Origin of the sequence: Lacimicrobium alkaliphilum (genome assembly GCF_001466725.1) — a bacterium.
GTDB classification, from domain to species: domain Bacteria; phylum Pseudomonadota; class Gammaproteobacteria; order Enterobacterales; family Alteromonadaceae; genus Lacimicrobium; species Lacimicrobium alkaliphilum_B.
Genome location: NZ_CP013650.1, coordinates 521938 through 537209 on the forward strand (window position 1 = coordinate 521938; position 15272 = coordinate 537209).

Here is a 15272-nt window from a genome sequence, read left to right on the forward strand (position 1 = left end):
ATGGCTAAACCAGGACTGGATTCAGGTGCCAAAGGCGGGCTGAGTGAACTGAAATCAAGGCTTTTATTTGTCCTTGGTGCGATTATCGTATTCAGGCTCGGCTCATTCGTGCCTATTCCTGGTATTGATGCGGCTGTTCTGGCTCAGTTGTTTGAGCAGCAAAAAGGCACCATCGTGGAGATGTTTAACATGTTCTCCGGCGGTGCTCTTGAGCGTGCATCAATATTGGCACTTGGCATCATGCCTTATATTTCGGCATCCATTATCATGCAGTTGATGACAGTAGTTCATCCGCAAATGGCTGAACTGAAAAAGGAAGGTGAGGCAGGACGCAAGAAAATCAGCCAATACACCAGGTATTTAACCCTGGTTTTGTCGATTTTCCAGGCCATCGCCATTGCCACTGGTTTGCCTAATCTGATGCAGGGATTGGTTCTCAGTCCGGGCTTTGGATTTTACTTTACAGCTGTAGTCAGTTTGGTCACAGGAACGATGTTCCTGATGTGGTTGGGTGAGCAGGTTACCGAACGCGGTATAGGTAATGGTATTTCGATTATTATCTTCGCGGGAATCGTAGCCGGCCTGCCTACCGCCATAGGTCAGACAGTAGAACAAGCCAGGCAGGGTGACCTGAACATGCTGTTTCTGTTGCTGATTGGTGTGATTATTGTTGCCGTTACTTACTTTGTGGTGTTTGTGGAGCGTGGACAACGTCGTATCGTTGTTAACTACGCCAAGCGTCAGCAAGGACGTAAAGTCTTCGCTGCACAAAGCACGCATTTACCACTTAAAGTGAATATGGCTGGGGTGATACCGCCGATCTTTGCATCAAGCATCATTCTGTTCCCGGGCACTATTGCCAGTTGGTTTGGCTCTAATGAGAGTATGTCCTGGTTGCAAGACGTGTCACTGATGTTGTCCCCGGGACAACCTCTGTACGTATTGTTGTATGCTGCGGCGATCATTTTCTTCTGTTTCTTCTATACTGCGTTGGTGTTTAACCCGCGTGAGACAGCAGATAACCTGAAGAAATCCGGTGCTTTTGTACCTGGAATCCGCCCCGGTGAGCAGACCTCGAGATATATCGATAAGGTCATGACCCGACTGACGCTGGCAGGTGCCTTATACATTACCTTTGTATGTTTAGTGCCCGAGTTTATGATGATTGCCTGGAACGTACAGTTCTATTTCGGCGGTACTTCATTGCTGATTATCGTGGTGGTAATCATGGACTTTATGGCGCAGGTGCAGACCCATTTGATGTCTAATCAATATGAGTCTGTTCTGAAAAAAGCTAATCTGAAAGGCTTCGGCCGTTAAGATTGGTCAATCACGGAGTAACGAAATGAAAGTTCGTGCATCTGTTAAGAAGATTTGCCGTAACTGCAAAATCGTCAAGCGCAACGGTGTTGTGCGGGTGATTTGTACAGAGCCCAAGCATAAGCAAAGGCAAGGTTAATCGATAAACAAGCTCATTTGAGCTAAATTTGCAATTTTGTCGTCGGATAAGTATCCTAGCGGGCTTTTTAGGCTGATGACATATTAACTAGAGGAGTGCTGTTAGTGGCCCGTATCGCTGGCATTAACATCCCTGAACACAAGCACACCGTAATCGCTTTGACAGCTATTTTCGGTGTTGGCGCCACACGTGCGAAAAGCATCTGTGCAGCCGCAGGTGTTGCAGAGAGTACTAAGATTAAAGATCTTGATGAAACGCAAGTTGATAAACTTCGTGAAGAAGTCGCCAGGTTCACTGTTGAAGGTGACCTTCGTCGTGAAGTATCAATGAGCATTAAACGTCTGATGGACCTAGGTTGTTTTCGTGGCATACGCCATCGTCGCAGCTTGCCTATACGTGGTCAGCGCACTAAAACTAATGCGCGTACCCGTAAAGGTCCTCGTAAGCCGATTAAGAAGTAAGCGGGGGAATTATGGCAAAAGCACCAGTACGTACACGTAAACGCGTAAAACACCAGGTAGCAGATGGTATGGCTCATATCCATGCCTCTTTTAACAACACGATAGTGACCATCACGGATCGCCAGGGTAATGCCTTAGCATGGGCTACCTCCGGAGGTTCAGGTTTCCGTGGCTCGCGTAAGTCCACGCCGTTCGCTGCTCAGGTAGCAGCAGAACGCGCTGGTGTAGCAGCTCAGGAATACGGTCTGAAAAACCTTGAAGTGTTTGTAAAAGGTCCGGGTCCAGGCCGAGAGTCTGCGATCCGTGCCCTGAACGCGACGGGTTACCGTATCACTAACATTACCGATGTGACGCCTATTCCTCACAACGGTTGTCGTCCACCTAAGAAACGTCGCGTTTAAGCACGTTTTCAGGACAGTTGGAGAAAGATCATGGCAAGATATTTGGGTCCAAAACTCAAACTTAGCCGTCGCGAAGGAACAGATTTGTTCCTCAAAAGCGGCGTTCGGGCAATTGACTCGAAATGTAAGATAGATACTGCACCAGGTCAGCATGGCGCCCGTCGTGGCCGTTTGTCTGATTACGGTGTGCAGTTGCGTGAAAAGCAAAAAGTACGTCGTATGTTCGGCGTGTTAGAAAAGCAATTCCGTAATTACTATAAAGAAGCGGCACGTCTGAAAGGCAATACAGGTGAAAACCTGCTTCAGCTTTTGGAACAACGCCTTGACAATGTTGTTTACCGTATGGGGTTTGCCAGCACTCGCTCTGAAGCGCGTCAGTTGGTCAGCCACAAAGCCATTCTGGTAAATGGTCAGGTTGTTAACGTTCCTTCTTTTAACGTTTCTGCTGAAGACGTTGTGTCCGTTCGTGAGAAGGCCAAAAAGCAAGCCCGTATCGTGGCTGCTCTGGAACTCGCCGACCAGCGTGAAAAGCCTACCTGGATAGAAGTGGACAGCAAGAAGATGGAAGGCACTTTTAAGCGCATTCCTGAGCGTGGTGACTTGTCTGCCGAAATTAACGAACAGCTGATCGTCGAACTTTACAGTAAGTAAAGAAGGTCAAAGAGAGGAAACAATGTCGGGTTCTGTAACTGAATTCCTTAAACCAAGGTTAGTCGAGATAGATAACGTATCCCCAACTCGCGCCAAGGTGACCCTTGAGCCGCTGGAGCGTGGCTTTGGTCATACGCTGGGCAACGCATTGCGTCGCATTCTGTTGTCATCCATGCCCGGATGCGCCGTAACAGAAGTGGAAATTGATGGCGTACTGCACGAGTACAGTACCAAGGAAGGTGTCCAGGAAGACGTTATCGAAATACTGTTGAACCTCAAAGGTTTGGCAGTGCGTCTGGAAGGAAAAGATGAAGCCAATCTGACCCTGGTTAAATCTGGTTCAGGCCCGGTTGTAGCGGGTGACATACAGCATGACGGTGATGTGGAAATCGTTAATCCCGATCACCTGATCTGTACTTTAACCGGTGATGCGTCTATCAATATGCGCATTAAAGTGGAAAAGGGGCGTGGATATGTTCCTGCCGCTGCCCGCCGCACCTCTGAAGAAGACGAGAGACCCATTGGTCGTTTGTTAGTCGATGCTTCTTTCAGTCCGGTTGAACGTATTGCTTATGCAGTAGAGTCTGCGCGTGTAGAACAGCGTACTGACTTGGATAAATTGATTATCGATATGGAAACCAACGGCACTATCGATCCTGAGGAAGCCATTCGTCGCTCTGCCACTATTCTGGCTGAGCAACTGGATGCCTTCGTAGAACTTCGGGATATTAAAGAGCCTGTTGCCAAAGAAGAGAAGCCGGAGTTCGATCCTATCCTGCTTCGTCCTGTTGATGATCTGGAACTTACCGTACGTTCAGCTAACTGTCTTAAGGCAGAAGCTATCCAGTACATCGGTGATCTGGTGCAGCGCACAGAAGTCGAGTTACTTAAAACCCCTAATCTGGGTAAAAAGTCTCTGACCGAAATTAAAGATGTGCTCGCTTCTCGTGGTCTCTCATTGGGTATGCGCCTGGAAAATTGGCCCCCAGAGAGTATCGCTGAGAAAGACTAATCAGGTCGCAAGTTAAACTGATTTGTTAAGAAGGAAAGAACCATGCGCCATCGTAAGAGTGGTCGTCAGTTAAATCGCAACAGCAGCCATCGTCAAGCGATGTTTCGCAATATGGCAGGTTCTTTGGTGAAACATGAAATCATCAAAACGACTCTGCCCAAAGCGAAAGAACTGCGTCGCGTAATTGAACCTCTGATTACACTTGCCAAGCAAGACAGCGTGGCTAATCGCCGCCTGGCTTTTGCCCGTACAGGTGATAAAGAGGTTGTAGGTAAACTGTTTAATGACCTGGGTCCACGTTATACCGAACGTCCGGGTGGCTACATTCGTATTTTGAAATGTGGCTTCCGTACCGGTGATAATGCTCCTATGGCATACGTTGAACTGGTTGATCGCCCTGTTGTTGACGTTGAAGAAGACGTTGCAGAGGAAGCGGTTGCTGAATAAGCTACCAGAGCAATAAAAAAACCGGGCCTGGCCCGGTTTTTTATTGTCTGCTTTTTAGTGTAGAAGGATTACTCTTTACTCTCGAGTTGTTCCATCAGCGCAGAAAAATCCTCTTCTGTTACTCCACCATTGATCGCATAGAGCTTTATTTCATCGTCGTTGATTCCTGCCCCTCTGGCAGTAGCCAGAATTCGAAGCAGATTGTTACCATTATTCAGATTGGATTCTTTGAAAGCAGTAGTGATAACAGTCTCGGTGCTTTGTGGATAAGATATCAGCAGCGCCTCAACAATATATTCTCCAACCAATGGTACCGCACCGATGGCTGTTGTAATAATTTCTGCGAGTCTGTTGGGTTGCGCTTCTGCGACAGAGCGGACAATGGTGTCCGCTGAATTTGGTTCAGTGATCACCGCTACTCTGACAATATCCTGCAGTTCTTCCGGGGTAGCATGGGTAGCAGCATTAACAACAAAATCAATATAGCTGGGCTCCGCATGTATGGCGGTTTTTACAATGTTGGCACAATGCTGGGGATGTTTCTCAATAGCAATGCTGACGACATCCTCGGTTAGCGCGGGCTGCGCCGATATAGCTCCGTGAACTATCTCCCTGTAGTGTTCAGGGTATAGATCCAGAGCGGTCCTGATGACTATTTCAACATCCTGAGGATAGTGACTGACGATACTCTTGATAGCCCGTCCCACCGACATATTTTGTTCGACCTGCTTCTCTATGAAGTCGATTGTTTTGTCATTAGAATGCGGGGGCTTTGATTCCTCAGCAAAGATTGGGCTTGCTGTGCACAGTGAAACTAATAATGTTGAGCAAAGCATCTTCTTCATTTGCCGGGTTCCAAAAAGCTACATCGGGACTAGTACGACTGATATGTATCAGAAGAGTTCAAATTTAACAAAAAATAAACAAAATGAAATAAAAAACAACCAGTTGTCTTAAAAGTAAGCATAAAAACAAAAACTTTTGCTGAATTTGCGGTTTTGGGGTTGACGGTGACACAGAAATCTCTAAAATGCGCGCCACTTCGACGGGGTAAGATGCTTACGCCGGGTCAGGATGACGACCGAAGGCGATGGCAGTTCAGCTGTTATCAGCATAAGGAACGTGAAGGGGTTAGCGTTGACGATTAGTGTTACTAATTGGCGCAAAACACCTTGACAGTGACCCCGGATAGCGTAAAATGCGCGTCCCGCTTGAGAGAGGCCTTGAAGGTGCTTTTGAGCGACTGTTCTTTAACAATTAGCAACAAGACAATCTGTGTGGGCACTCGTTAAAAGAGTGTCAGCCAAAAAGTTATATTCATGATTTATTTAATTGAAGAGTTTGATCATGGCTCAGATTGAACGCTGGCGGCAGGCCTAACACATGCAAGTCGAGCGGTAACATTTCTAGCTTGCTAGAAGATGACGAGCGGCGGACGGGTGAGTAATACTTGGGGATCTGCCTGATGGCGGGGGACAACCACTGGAAACGGTGGCTAATACCGCATAATGTCTTCGGACCAAAGTATGGGACCTTCGGGCCATACACCATCAGAGGAACCCAAGCGAGATTAGCTAGTAGGTGAGGTAAAGGCTCACCTAGGCGACGATCTCTAGCTGTTCTGAGAGGAAGATCAGCCACACTGGGACTGAGACACGGCCCAGACTCCTACGGGAGGCAGCAGTGGGGAATATTGGACAATGGGGGCAACCCTGATCCAGCCATGCCGCGTGTGTGAAGAAGGCCTTCGGGTTGTAAAGCACTTTCAGTGGTGAGGAAGGGGAGTATGTTAATAGCGTACTTCATTGACGTTAGCCACAGAAGAAGCACCGGCTAACTCCGTGCCAGCAGCCGCGGTAATACGGAGGGTGCGAGCGTTAATCGGAATTACTGGGCGTAAAGCGCACGCAGGCGGCTTGTTAAGCCAGATGTGAAAGCCCCGGGCTCAACCTGGGAGGGTCATTTGGAACTGGCAAGCTAGAGTCTTGGAGAGGGGAGTGGAATTCCAGGTGTAGCGGTGAAATGCGTAGAGATCTGGAGGAACATCAGTGGCGAAGGCGGCTCCCTGGCCAAAGACTGACGCTCATGTGCGAAAGTGTGGGTAGCGAACAGGATTAGATACCCTGGTAGTCCACACCGTAAACGCTGTCTACTAGCTGTGTGCGAATTTAATTTGTGCGTAGCGAAGCTAACGCGCTAAGTAGACCGCCTGGGGAGTACGGCCGCAAGGTTAAAACTCAAATGAATTGACGGGGGCCCGCACAAGCGGTGGAGCATGTGGTTTAATTCGATGCAACGCGAAGAACCTTACCTACTCTTGACATACTGGGAATTTAGCAGAGATGCTTTAGTGCCTTCGGGAATCCAGATACAGGTGCTGCATGGCTGTCGTCAGCTCGTGTCGTGAGATGTTGGGTTAAGTCCCGCAACGAGCGCAACCCTTGTCCTTAGTTGCCAGCATTAGGTTGGGCACTCTAAGGAGACTGCCGGTGACAAACCGGAGGAAGGTGGGGACGACGTCAAGTCATCATGGCCCTTACGAGTAGGGCTACACACGTGCTACAATGGTTGGTACAGAGGGAAGCGAGACCGCGAGGTGGAGCGGATCCCTTAAAGCCAATCGTAGTCCGGATCGGAGTCTGCAACTCGACTCCGTGAAGTCGGAATCGCTAGTAATCGCAGGTCAGCATACTGCGGTGAATACGTTCCCGGGCCTTGTACACACCGCCCGTCACACCATGGGAGTGGGATGCAAAAGAAGTGGTTAGCTTAACCTTCGGGAGGGCGATCACCACTTTGTGTTTCATGACTGGGGTGAAGTCGTAACAAGGTAACCCTAGGGGAACCTGGGGTTGGATCACCTCCTTACGTAAGGCTGCGCTTTTTTAGTGTAGTGTCCACACAGATTGTTTTGTTGTGAAAAAAGAACGAGCAAGCCATGCTCATGAGTTGAGTGTGGTTTATTGCGATGAATTTTGTTCCAGGCAAGCCGACTGAGGAGCGAGGAAAGGCGTTTAGTCCACTAAATGACTGACCGAGTGACGAATCAAGGCGCAGCATGGGGCAAAAGGCTTAAAGCAAGAAACGGGTCTGTAGCTCAGCTGGTTAGAGCGCACCCCTGATAAGGGTGAGGTCGGTAGTTCAAGTCTACTCAGACCCACCAATCATGAATGCTAAGTGATAAGTTATGAATGCTGAGTGAACGCATTCAGTCCTAATCACTCATCATTCAGCATTATCAAGGGGCTATAGCTCAGCTGGGAGAGCGCCTGCCTTGCACGCAGGAGGTCAGCGGTTCGATCCCGCTTAGCTCCACCACTTCATTGTGGTGAAAGACGAGAAGAATAACCTTAATGAATAAACGCTTTAGAAGTGTGTATTGATTAAGGTTTTTTAAGCCTTAAACCTGTTCTTTAACAATTTGGACAAGCTGATAAAGAAATCATCCAGCTAAATTAAGCAATTGATTTAGCTAGAAGTAGCGTCATTGGTATTCTTGATTAGAGAATGTTGATGAAGTTGTTTGGCTGTAGAGCACTGAATTACGACGTAATTTGGGGTTGTATGGTTAAGTAACAAAGCGTATACGGTGGATGCCTAGGCAGTTAGAGGCGATGAAGGACGTGTAAGTCTGCGAAAAGCTGTGGTGAGCTGACAAAACGCATTTGAGCCACAGATGTCCGAATGGGGAAACCCAGTGCATTTATGCATTATCACTTAGTGAATACATAGCTAAGTGAGGCGAACCGGGAGAACTGAAACATCTAAGTACCCCGAGGAAAAGAAATCAACCGAGATTCCCCTAGTAGCGGCGAGCGAACGGGGAGTAGCCCTTAAGTTATCAGTGTTTTAGTGGAAGGCTCTGGAAAGTGCCGCCATAGTGGGTGATAGCCCCGTACACAAAGGAACGCTGATAGTGAAATCGAGTAGGTCGGGACACGTGTTATCTTGACTGAACATGGGGGGACCATCCTCCAAGGCTAAATACTCCTAACTGACCGATAGTGAACCAGTACCGTGAGGGAAAGGCGAAAAGAACCCCTGTGAGGGGAGTGAAATAGAACCTGAAACCGTATACGTACAAGCAGTCGGAGCCCTTCGGGGTGACGGCGTACCTTTTGTATAATGGGTCAGCGACTTATATTTAGTAGCGAGGTTAACCGATTAGGGGAGCCGTAGCGAAAGCGAGTGTTAACTGCGCGTTCAGTTGCTAGGTATAGACCCGAAACCCGGTGATCTAGCCATGGGCAGGTTGAAGGTTGAGTAACATCAACTGGAGGACCGAACTCACTAATGTTGAAAAATTAGGAGATGACTTGTGGCTGGGGGTGAAAGGCCAATCAAACCGGGAGATAGCTGGTTCTCCCCGAAAGCTATTTAGGTAGCGCCTCGGACGAACACCTACGGGGGTAGAGCACTGTTTGGGCTAGGGGGTCATCCCGACTTACCAACCCCATGCAAACTCCGAATACCGTAGAGTGCTATCCGGGAGACACACGGCGGGTGCTAACGTCCGTCGTGAAGAGGGAAACAACCCAGACCGCCAGCTAAGGTCCCAAAATATTGCTAAGTGGGAAACGATGTGGAAAGGCCCAGACAGCTAGGAGGTTGGCTTAGAAGCAGCCACCCTTTAAAGAAAGCGTAATAGCTCACTAGTCGAGTCGGTCTGCGCGGAAGATGTAACGGGGCTAAGCAATATACCGAAGCTGCGGCAGCATACTAAGTATGCTGGGTAGGGGAGCGTTGTGTAAGTGGCTGAAGGTGACTCGAGAGGGTTGCTGGACATATCACAAGTGCGAATGCTGACATGAGTAACGATAAAGGGGGTGAAAAACCCCCTCGCCGGAAGACCAAGGTTTCCTGTCCCATGCTAATCAGGGCAGGGTAAGTCGGCCCCTAAGGCGAGGCCGAAAGGCGTAGTCGATGGGAAACGGGTTAATATTCCCGTACCGGTATTATCAGTGAAGGGGGGACGGAGAAGGCTATGCAGGCATGGCGTTGGTAGTCCATGTGAAAGTGCGTAGGGAGATGAATTAGGTAAATCCGGTTCATTAATTCTGAGACACGAGACGAGTCACTACGGTGATGAAGTTGCAGATGCCCTGCTTCCAGGAAAAGCCTCTAAGCTTATGATAATACTGACCGTACCCCAAACCGACACAGGTGGTCAGGTAGAGAATACCAAGGCGCTTGAGAGAACTCGGGTGAAGGAACTCGGCAAAATAGTACCGTAACTTCGGGAGAAGGTACGCCCCTGTTTGTGAAGGCTTTACGCCGTAAGCGAATGGGGGCCGCAGTGACCAGGTGGCTGGGACTGTTTATTAAAAACACAGCACTGTGCTAAATCGAAAGATGACGTATACGGTGTGACACCTGCCCGGTGCCGGAAGGTTAATTGATGGGGTTAGCTTAGGCGAAGCTCTTGATCGAAGCCCCGGTAAACGGCGGCCGTAACTATAACGGTCCTAAGGTAGCGAAATTCCTTGTCGGGTAAGTTCCGACCTGCACGAATGGTGTAACCATGGCCACGCTGTCTCCACCCGAGACTCAGTGAAATTGAAATTGCCGTGAAGATGCGGTGTACCCGCGGCTAGACGGAAAGACCCCGTGAACCTTTACTACAGCTTGGCACTGAACATTGACCCTACATGTGTAGGATAGGTGGGAGGCTATGAAGCATTGTCGCCAGATGATGTGGAGCTGCCCTTGAAATACCACCCTTGTATGTTTGATGTTCTAACGTTGTCCCATTATCTGGGATGCGGACAGTGTCTGGTGGGTAGTTTGACTGGGGCGGTCTCCTCCCAAAGCGTAACGGAGGAGCACGAAGGTTGGCTAATCCTGGTCGGACATCAGGAGGTTAGTGTAATGGCATAAGCCAGCTTAACTGCGAGACAGACACGTCGAGCAGGTACGAAAGTAGGTCATAGTGATCCGGTGGTTCTGAATGGAAGGGCCATCGCTCAACGGATAAAAGGTACTCCGGGGATAACAGGCTGATACCGCCCAAGAGTTCATATCGACGGCGGTGTTTGGCACCTCGATGTCGGCTCATCACATCCTGGGGCTGAAGTCGGTCCCAAGGGTATGGCTGTTCGCCATTTAAAGTGGTACGCGAGCTGGGTTTAGAACGTCGTGAGACAGTTCGGTCCCTATCTGCCGTGGGCGCTGGATGATTGAGGGGAGCTGCTCCTAGTACGAGAGGACCGGAGTGGACGAACCGCTGGTGTTCGGGTTGTCATGCCAATGGCACTGCCCGGTAGCTACGTTCGGAATCGATAACCGCTGAAAGCATCTAAGCGGGAAGCGAGCCCCAAGATGAGTCATCCCTGACAGTTTACTGTCCTGAAGGGTTGTCTGAGACTAAGACGTTGATAGGCAGGGTGTGGAAGCGTTGTAAGGCGTTAAGCTAACCTGTACTAATTGCCCGTGAGGCTTAACCATACAACGCCCAAATTACGATGTATGTGTAGCCACAACTGATTCAACCATGACGCTACAATTGATTTCTTTAAAGCTTGTACCAAATTATTAAAACCAGTTTTGCCTGGCGGCCATAGCGTTACGGAACCACCTGATCCATTCCGAACTCAGCAGTGAAACGTAACAGCGGCGATGGTAGTGTGGGGTTTCCCCATGTGAGAGTAGCACACCGCCAGGCTCCTATTCAGAATCAAGGCCACCTGTTATCAGGTGGCCTTTTTTTGTTGTGCGCAGCGAAAACATTGAATATCCCCTTATCTCAAATGTTACAGGTGGCCCTGCTCCTGAATCAGGCTAGCGTAAACACTCCAAAGGAAACCCAATCCATCAGCTGTGGACCGTTCCACGTTAGTACGGCTGACAGCCATCTGTCACACATCCTTGTGAGAGCCTCCAGGTCGGCCATCCCGGGTCGCTACTCGGGCTATCCATGCCCTCGCCCTGCGGGCCATCGTCGTACCTCCGATGTTCAAATCCTTTCCAGAAGGATTTGTCAGGCGGGCGCGGCGCTGCCGCTAAAGAATCCGCCTTCACCCCCATGTGAGAGTACCCTGTAGGTCGGACTTCAGTCCGACGCTGTTCACACCGCCAGAGAATCAAGGCCACCTTTTATCAGGTGGCCCTGATTCGTTTCAGACACTTAAAACCTCTGCGTCCCTGCGCCTTTGCGAGATCATCTGGCTTTTTGTTTTTGATCTCGCAGAGACACAGAGGCGCTGAGATATGAATAGAATCAAAATACACAGTGCTTTTGGGAGAGAACATAGACATTACACCGTCATCCTGATGGCAATCAGGGCCTCTTACCAACGGCTGTGCTGTTGATTATCCCCCTCAGCGCCTCTGTCAGAGAATATAGACGATGATAGGAGATAAATACTCGACCTTGTCTGTGCGGTTACTTAAACTAGAGCGATGATCCATTGAAGAAGTGTATTTTTGATTAATCTTGCCCCATTCCACACCTTTGGCTTTAACAGCACCGCCAGGAATTTACTTTATCTTAAAGATGTAAGTTCTCTGCCTTCGATTGATGAGGGTTCATATTTTATTCTCGGTGAGGGGAGCAATACCGTTTTCCTGGAAGAGTATCAGGGAACCATTTTGAAGGTCGCTCTTAAAGGGATGACGGTTAAAGAAACCGACGAGTATTACCAGGTAAGAATAGCCGCCGGTGAGAACTGGCATCAACTGGTTGTTGCCTTGTTAGGTAAAGGGATTTATGGGGCTGAGAATCTTGCACTGATACCCGGCACAGTAGGGGCCGCACCGATACAGAATATAGGCGCCTATGGCCGTGAACTGGCTGACTTTTGCTACAGCGTTGAAGTAGTGGATTTAAATAGCGGCGACAGCGATGAGCTATTAGCCGGGGATTGCCAGTTTTCATATCGGGATAGCCTATTTAAGAGAGAGAAGATGAAGGGGTGCCTGATTACCCATGTTAACTTAAGGTTCTCAAAGAGCTGGCAAGGGGTAACGGACTATGGCGAGTTACAACAGCTGGGTCGGGATCCCAGCGCCCAGCAGATCTTTGATAAGGTGGTGGAGATACGAAAGGCTAAGTTGCCCGATCCAGCCAGATTCGGCAATGCCGGCAGTTTTTTTAAGAACCCCTATCTTAGCCAGTCTCTGTATGCGGACTTAAAACAAAGGTGGCCAGAGATACCGGGCTATCCACTGAATAGTGGAGAGGTCAAGGTGCCGGCGGCCTGGTTTATCGACAAACTGGGTTTTAAGGGTAAAACTGTAGGTGGAATTATCTGTCATCAGAAACAGCCACTGGTACTGGCAAATTACCATAATGGTCAACCCCGGGAACTGCTGGCCCTGGCCAGACAAATTAAGCAGGGAGTCAAGCTGGAGTTTGGCGTAGAACTGGAAAATGAAGTTCGGCTAATGGGAGCTAGCGGGCTGATTGAGCTATGAGCCGAAGCACAGAAAATACCCGGAATCAGATTCTCTTGTATCTTGCTAATGGCGGATTTTACTCCGGTGAAATGCTGGGGCGTAAGCTTGGTATATCCAGAGCTGCGGTTAGCAAACATATTCAGTCGTTGTCGGAGCTTGGTCTTGATATTTATAGTGTGACAGGCAAGGGTTACAAGCTTGCGGGGAAACTCCAGTTACTGGATTCTCAACAGATCAAGATAGCCTGCAAAAGTCATAATGCCCCATTACAGATTTTAAGCGTGGTGGATTCCACCAATACCTACCTTAAACACTCCACCGAATTACATATAAATGGTGCAGCTTGTCTGGCAGAAGCGCAGACAGCAGGGCGCGGCAGACAGGGACGTAAATGGGTTTCACCCTTTGGGGCCAGTTTGTACTTATCCATGTACTGGGGTTTTCACGGTGGCTACCAGGCCCTGGGAGGCCTTAGTCTGGTGATTGGTGTTGCAGTTGTCAGGGCGTTGAAGGCGTTTGGCAATATTAGTGCACAATTGAAATGGCCTAATGATATCTATCTGAATGGTAAGAAGCTGGCTGGCATTCTGGTTGAGGCTGAGGGACAACTAGATGATATCAGCCACTGTTTTGTCGGGGTCGGCGTCAATATCAGACTGCCTGACAATCCGGCTGATGAAATCGATCAACCCTGGGCGGATCTCTACTCTGACTCAGACACTGAACCAGACAGGAACAGGCTGGCCTCTATACTGCTTGACCAGCTTTATAAAGCACTATGCCGGTTTGAGAATGAGGGGTTGGTTCCCTTTCTTGAAGAATGGCGTGACCACAATCTGTTTCAGGACAAATGGGTAACCTTGCTGTGCGGCCCTCAACAATTCAGTGGTCGATGTTGTGGCATAAATGAACAGGGGGCGCTATTGGTTGAAACAGATAAAGGCAAGCAGGCCTTCTATGGAGGTGAAATCAGTGTCAGGCCCTACTAATGAGTACCTTTGTCTGGATATCGGTAATAGCAGAGTTAAATTTGCCATGGTGACGGCAAACGAGATCCTTTGCACGGGGAATCTCGATGACGACAACCATCTGCAGAAACTGCTGGAGCAATGTAAAGGAGTATACATTGCAGCTGTTGGGCAGCCAGAGCGGTTGACCAGGATCATGAAGACTATTAAAGCATCACACCGTCCCTGTCAGGAGTTGCATACCAGTGCGCAGGCTTTCGGGCTTCACTGCGCGTACTCTAACCCTGCAAAACTGGGATTAGATCGCTGGTTGGTGATGCTGGGGGCCCGCAGGCATTCCTCAAAGGCCTTTGCTGTACTTGATTTTGGAACGGCGATTACCTGTGATTTTGTTGATCACAATGGTCAACATCATGGGGGCTGGATTTGTCCCGGAATCCAGATGATGCGCCAAAGCCTTATGCAGAAAACGGCGCAGGTTACCGTTAATCAGCAACAGTGGTATCCGGGAAATATCGGCAAGGATACAGAAGAATGTGTGGATTCTGGTTGTCTGGCACTGGCAAAAGGCTTATTCGACAGGGCAGAGCAATGTCTTAAGAACCAGTTTTGTGACTATGAAATATTTGTCTGTGGGGGAGACAGTCACAGAGTTGTGCCTGATGTTACGCAAAGAATCTGCCATATGCCTGAACTTATTTTTTATGGAATGATGAATTTTATTGGTGAAAAACCACGATTTCAGGCTGAATTGCTGTGAAAACAGCCTGTGTTGGGTGCAAATTAAGCAAACAGGCCAAAACCTTGGATTTTTTATAATTTTCCTATTGCGCATGGCAAAACGATACTCTAGAATTCGCACCCACTTGATGCAGTGCCGGCTTAGCTCAGTTGGTAGAGCAACTGACTTGTAATCAGTAGGTCGCCAGTTCGACTCCGGCAGCCGGCACCATCAATCTGGAGGGGTTCCCGAGTGGCCAAAGGGATCAGACTGTAAATCTGACGGCTCAGCCTTCGCTGGTTCGAATCCAGCCCCCTCCACCATATTTTCAGGTATGAGCAGGAAGCTTGTATCAGTGAGAGGTTTGAGATTACTACCAGTTATACTGGTTCGAAGGGCTGAAGTCCGGAGTAATCCAAACCTTCACAGCATATTTCTAGTGTGAGTCTATAGGCTAGCACTTAGGGCGGCAGAAAGACGCGTTCAGTCTTGACGTCCATCAAGGTTCTTGGGATGAGGTGGCCTCAAGAGATAAGGAACGCGGGCATCGTATAATGGCTATTACCTCAGCCTTCCAAGCTGATGATGCGGGTTCGATTCCCGCTGCCCGCTCCAATTACAGTGCTGATATAGCTCAGTTGGTAGAGCGCACCCTTGGTAAGGGTGAGGTCGGCAGTTCGAATCTGCCTATCAGCACCACTTCTCTCCCCAGCTCATTCTGCGTATAAGTAGCAATCTGCATATAAGTAGTTTAATCC

General features: G+C 49.0%; 11 protein-coding genes, 6 tRNA genes and 3 rRNA genes. 19 read left to right on the forward strand and 1 reads right to left on the reverse strand.

The window, feature by feature from the left end; translation table 11 throughout:
- The 7 genes from secY to rplQ all read left to right on the forward strand — a co-directional run bounded on the left by secY (position 1) and on the right by rplQ (position 4431).
- Positions 1-1320 carry a preprotein translocase subunit SecY gene (gene secY, locus AT746_RS02510; RefSeq protein ID WP_062475991.1) on the forward strand — a complete coding sequence of 440 codons (1320 nt, stop codon included), beginning with the start codon at positions 1-3 and terminating at the stop codon, positions 1318-1320.
- A gap of 25 nt (positions 1321-1345) precedes the next feature.
- Positions 1346-1459, forward strand: a complete 114-nt coding sequence (rpmJ, locus tag AT746_RS19590) for a 50S ribosomal protein L36 (RefSeq protein WP_082633126.1) — start codon at positions 1346-1348, stop codon at positions 1457-1459.
- 104 nt (positions 1460-1563) lie between these two features.
- Positions 1564-1920, forward strand: a complete 357-nt coding sequence (gene rpsM, locus AT746_RS02515; protein WP_062475994.1) for a 30S ribosomal protein S13 — start codon at positions 1564-1566, stop codon at positions 1918-1920.
- 11 nt (positions 1921-1931) lie between these two features.
- Positions 1932-2321, forward strand: a complete 390-nt coding sequence (gene rpsK / locus AT746_RS02520) for a 30S ribosomal protein S11 (RefSeq protein ID WP_062475997.1) — start codon at positions 1932-1934, stop codon at positions 2319-2321.
- Between the two features lie 30 nt (positions 2322-2351).
- Positions 2352-2972 carry a 30S ribosomal protein S4 gene (rpsD, locus tag AT746_RS02525; protein ID WP_062476000.1) on the forward strand — a complete coding sequence of 207 codons (621 nt, stop codon included), beginning with the start codon at positions 2352-2354 and terminating at the stop codon, positions 2970-2972.
- Between the two features lie 22 nt (positions 2973-2994).
- Positions 2995-3984, forward strand: coding sequence for a DNA-directed RNA polymerase subunit alpha (locus AT746_RS02530; RefSeq protein ID WP_062476003.1), 990 nt, complete (start codon positions 2995-2997; stop codon positions 3982-3984).
- A gap of 42 nt (positions 3985-4026) precedes the next feature.
- Positions 4027-4431, forward strand: a complete 405-nt coding sequence (gene rplQ / locus AT746_RS02535; RefSeq protein WP_062476006.1) for a 50S ribosomal protein L17 — start codon at positions 4027-4029, stop codon at positions 4429-4431.
- 68 nt (positions 4432-4499) lie between these two features.
- Here the strand turns inward: rplQ and AT746_RS02540 are convergent, their stop codons facing one another.
- Positions 4500-5276 carry a hypothetical protein gene (locus AT746_RS02540; RefSeq protein WP_062476009.1) on the reverse strand — a complete coding sequence of 259 codons (777 nt, stop codon included), beginning with the start codon at positions 5274-5276 and terminating at the stop codon, positions 4500-4502.
- Between the two features lie 484 nt (positions 5277-5760).
- Here AT746_RS02540 and AT746_RS02545 point away from each other — a divergent pair.
- From AT746_RS02545 to AT746_RS02600, 12 genes are all read left to right on the forward strand, one after another.
- A 16S ribosomal RNA gene (locus AT746_RS02545) occupies positions 5761-7299 on the forward strand.
- Between the two features lie 218 nt (positions 7300-7517).
- Positions 7518-7594 (forward strand) — tRNA-Ile (locus tag AT746_RS02550).
- A 79-nt stretch (positions 7595-7673) separates the two neighbouring features.
- Positions 7674-7749, forward strand: a tRNA-Ala gene (locus AT746_RS02555).
- Between the two features lie 248 nt (positions 7750-7997).
- A 23S ribosomal RNA gene (locus AT746_RS02560) occupies positions 7998-10875 on the forward strand.
- A gap of 102 nt (positions 10876-10977) precedes the next feature.
- A 5S ribosomal RNA gene (rrf, locus tag AT746_RS02565) occupies positions 10978-11092 on the forward strand.
- Together the 16S, 23S and 5S rRNA genes with 2 tRNA genes alongside form the textbook arrangement of a ribosomal RNA operon.
- Before the next feature lie 761 nt (positions 11093-11853).
- Complete coding sequence (gene murB / locus AT746_RS02570) at positions 11854-12843, forward strand: UDP-N-acetylmuramate dehydrogenase (protein WP_062476012.1); 990 nt, start codon at positions 11854-11856, stop codon at positions 12841-12843.
- Entirely contained in the window at positions 12840-13814 is a 975-nt protein-coding gene (birA, locus tag AT746_RS02575) for a bifunctional biotin--[acetyl-CoA-carboxylase] ligase/biotin operon repressor BirA (protein ID WP_062476016.1), read from the forward strand. The genes murB and birA overlap by 4 nt, the downstream gene beginning before the upstream one ends.
- Entirely contained in the window at positions 13783-14553 is a 771-nt protein-coding gene (locus AT746_RS02580; protein WP_062476019.1) for a type III pantothenate kinase, read from the forward strand. The genes birA and AT746_RS02580 overlap by 32 nt, the downstream gene beginning before the upstream one ends.
- A 116-nt stretch (positions 14554-14669) precedes the next feature.
- Positions 14670-14745 (forward strand) — tRNA-Thr (locus AT746_RS02585).
- Between the two features lie 7 nt (positions 14746-14752).
- Positions 14753-14837, forward strand: a tRNA-Tyr gene (locus tag AT746_RS02590).
- Positions 14838-15054: 217 nt separating this feature from the next.
- Positions 15055-15129: transfer RNA gene (locus AT746_RS02595), tRNA-Gly, on the forward strand.
- An 8-nt stretch (positions 15130-15137) separates the two neighbouring features.
- Positions 15138-15213 (forward strand) — tRNA-Thr (locus tag AT746_RS02600).
- Positions 15214-15272: the final 59 nt, after the last annotated feature.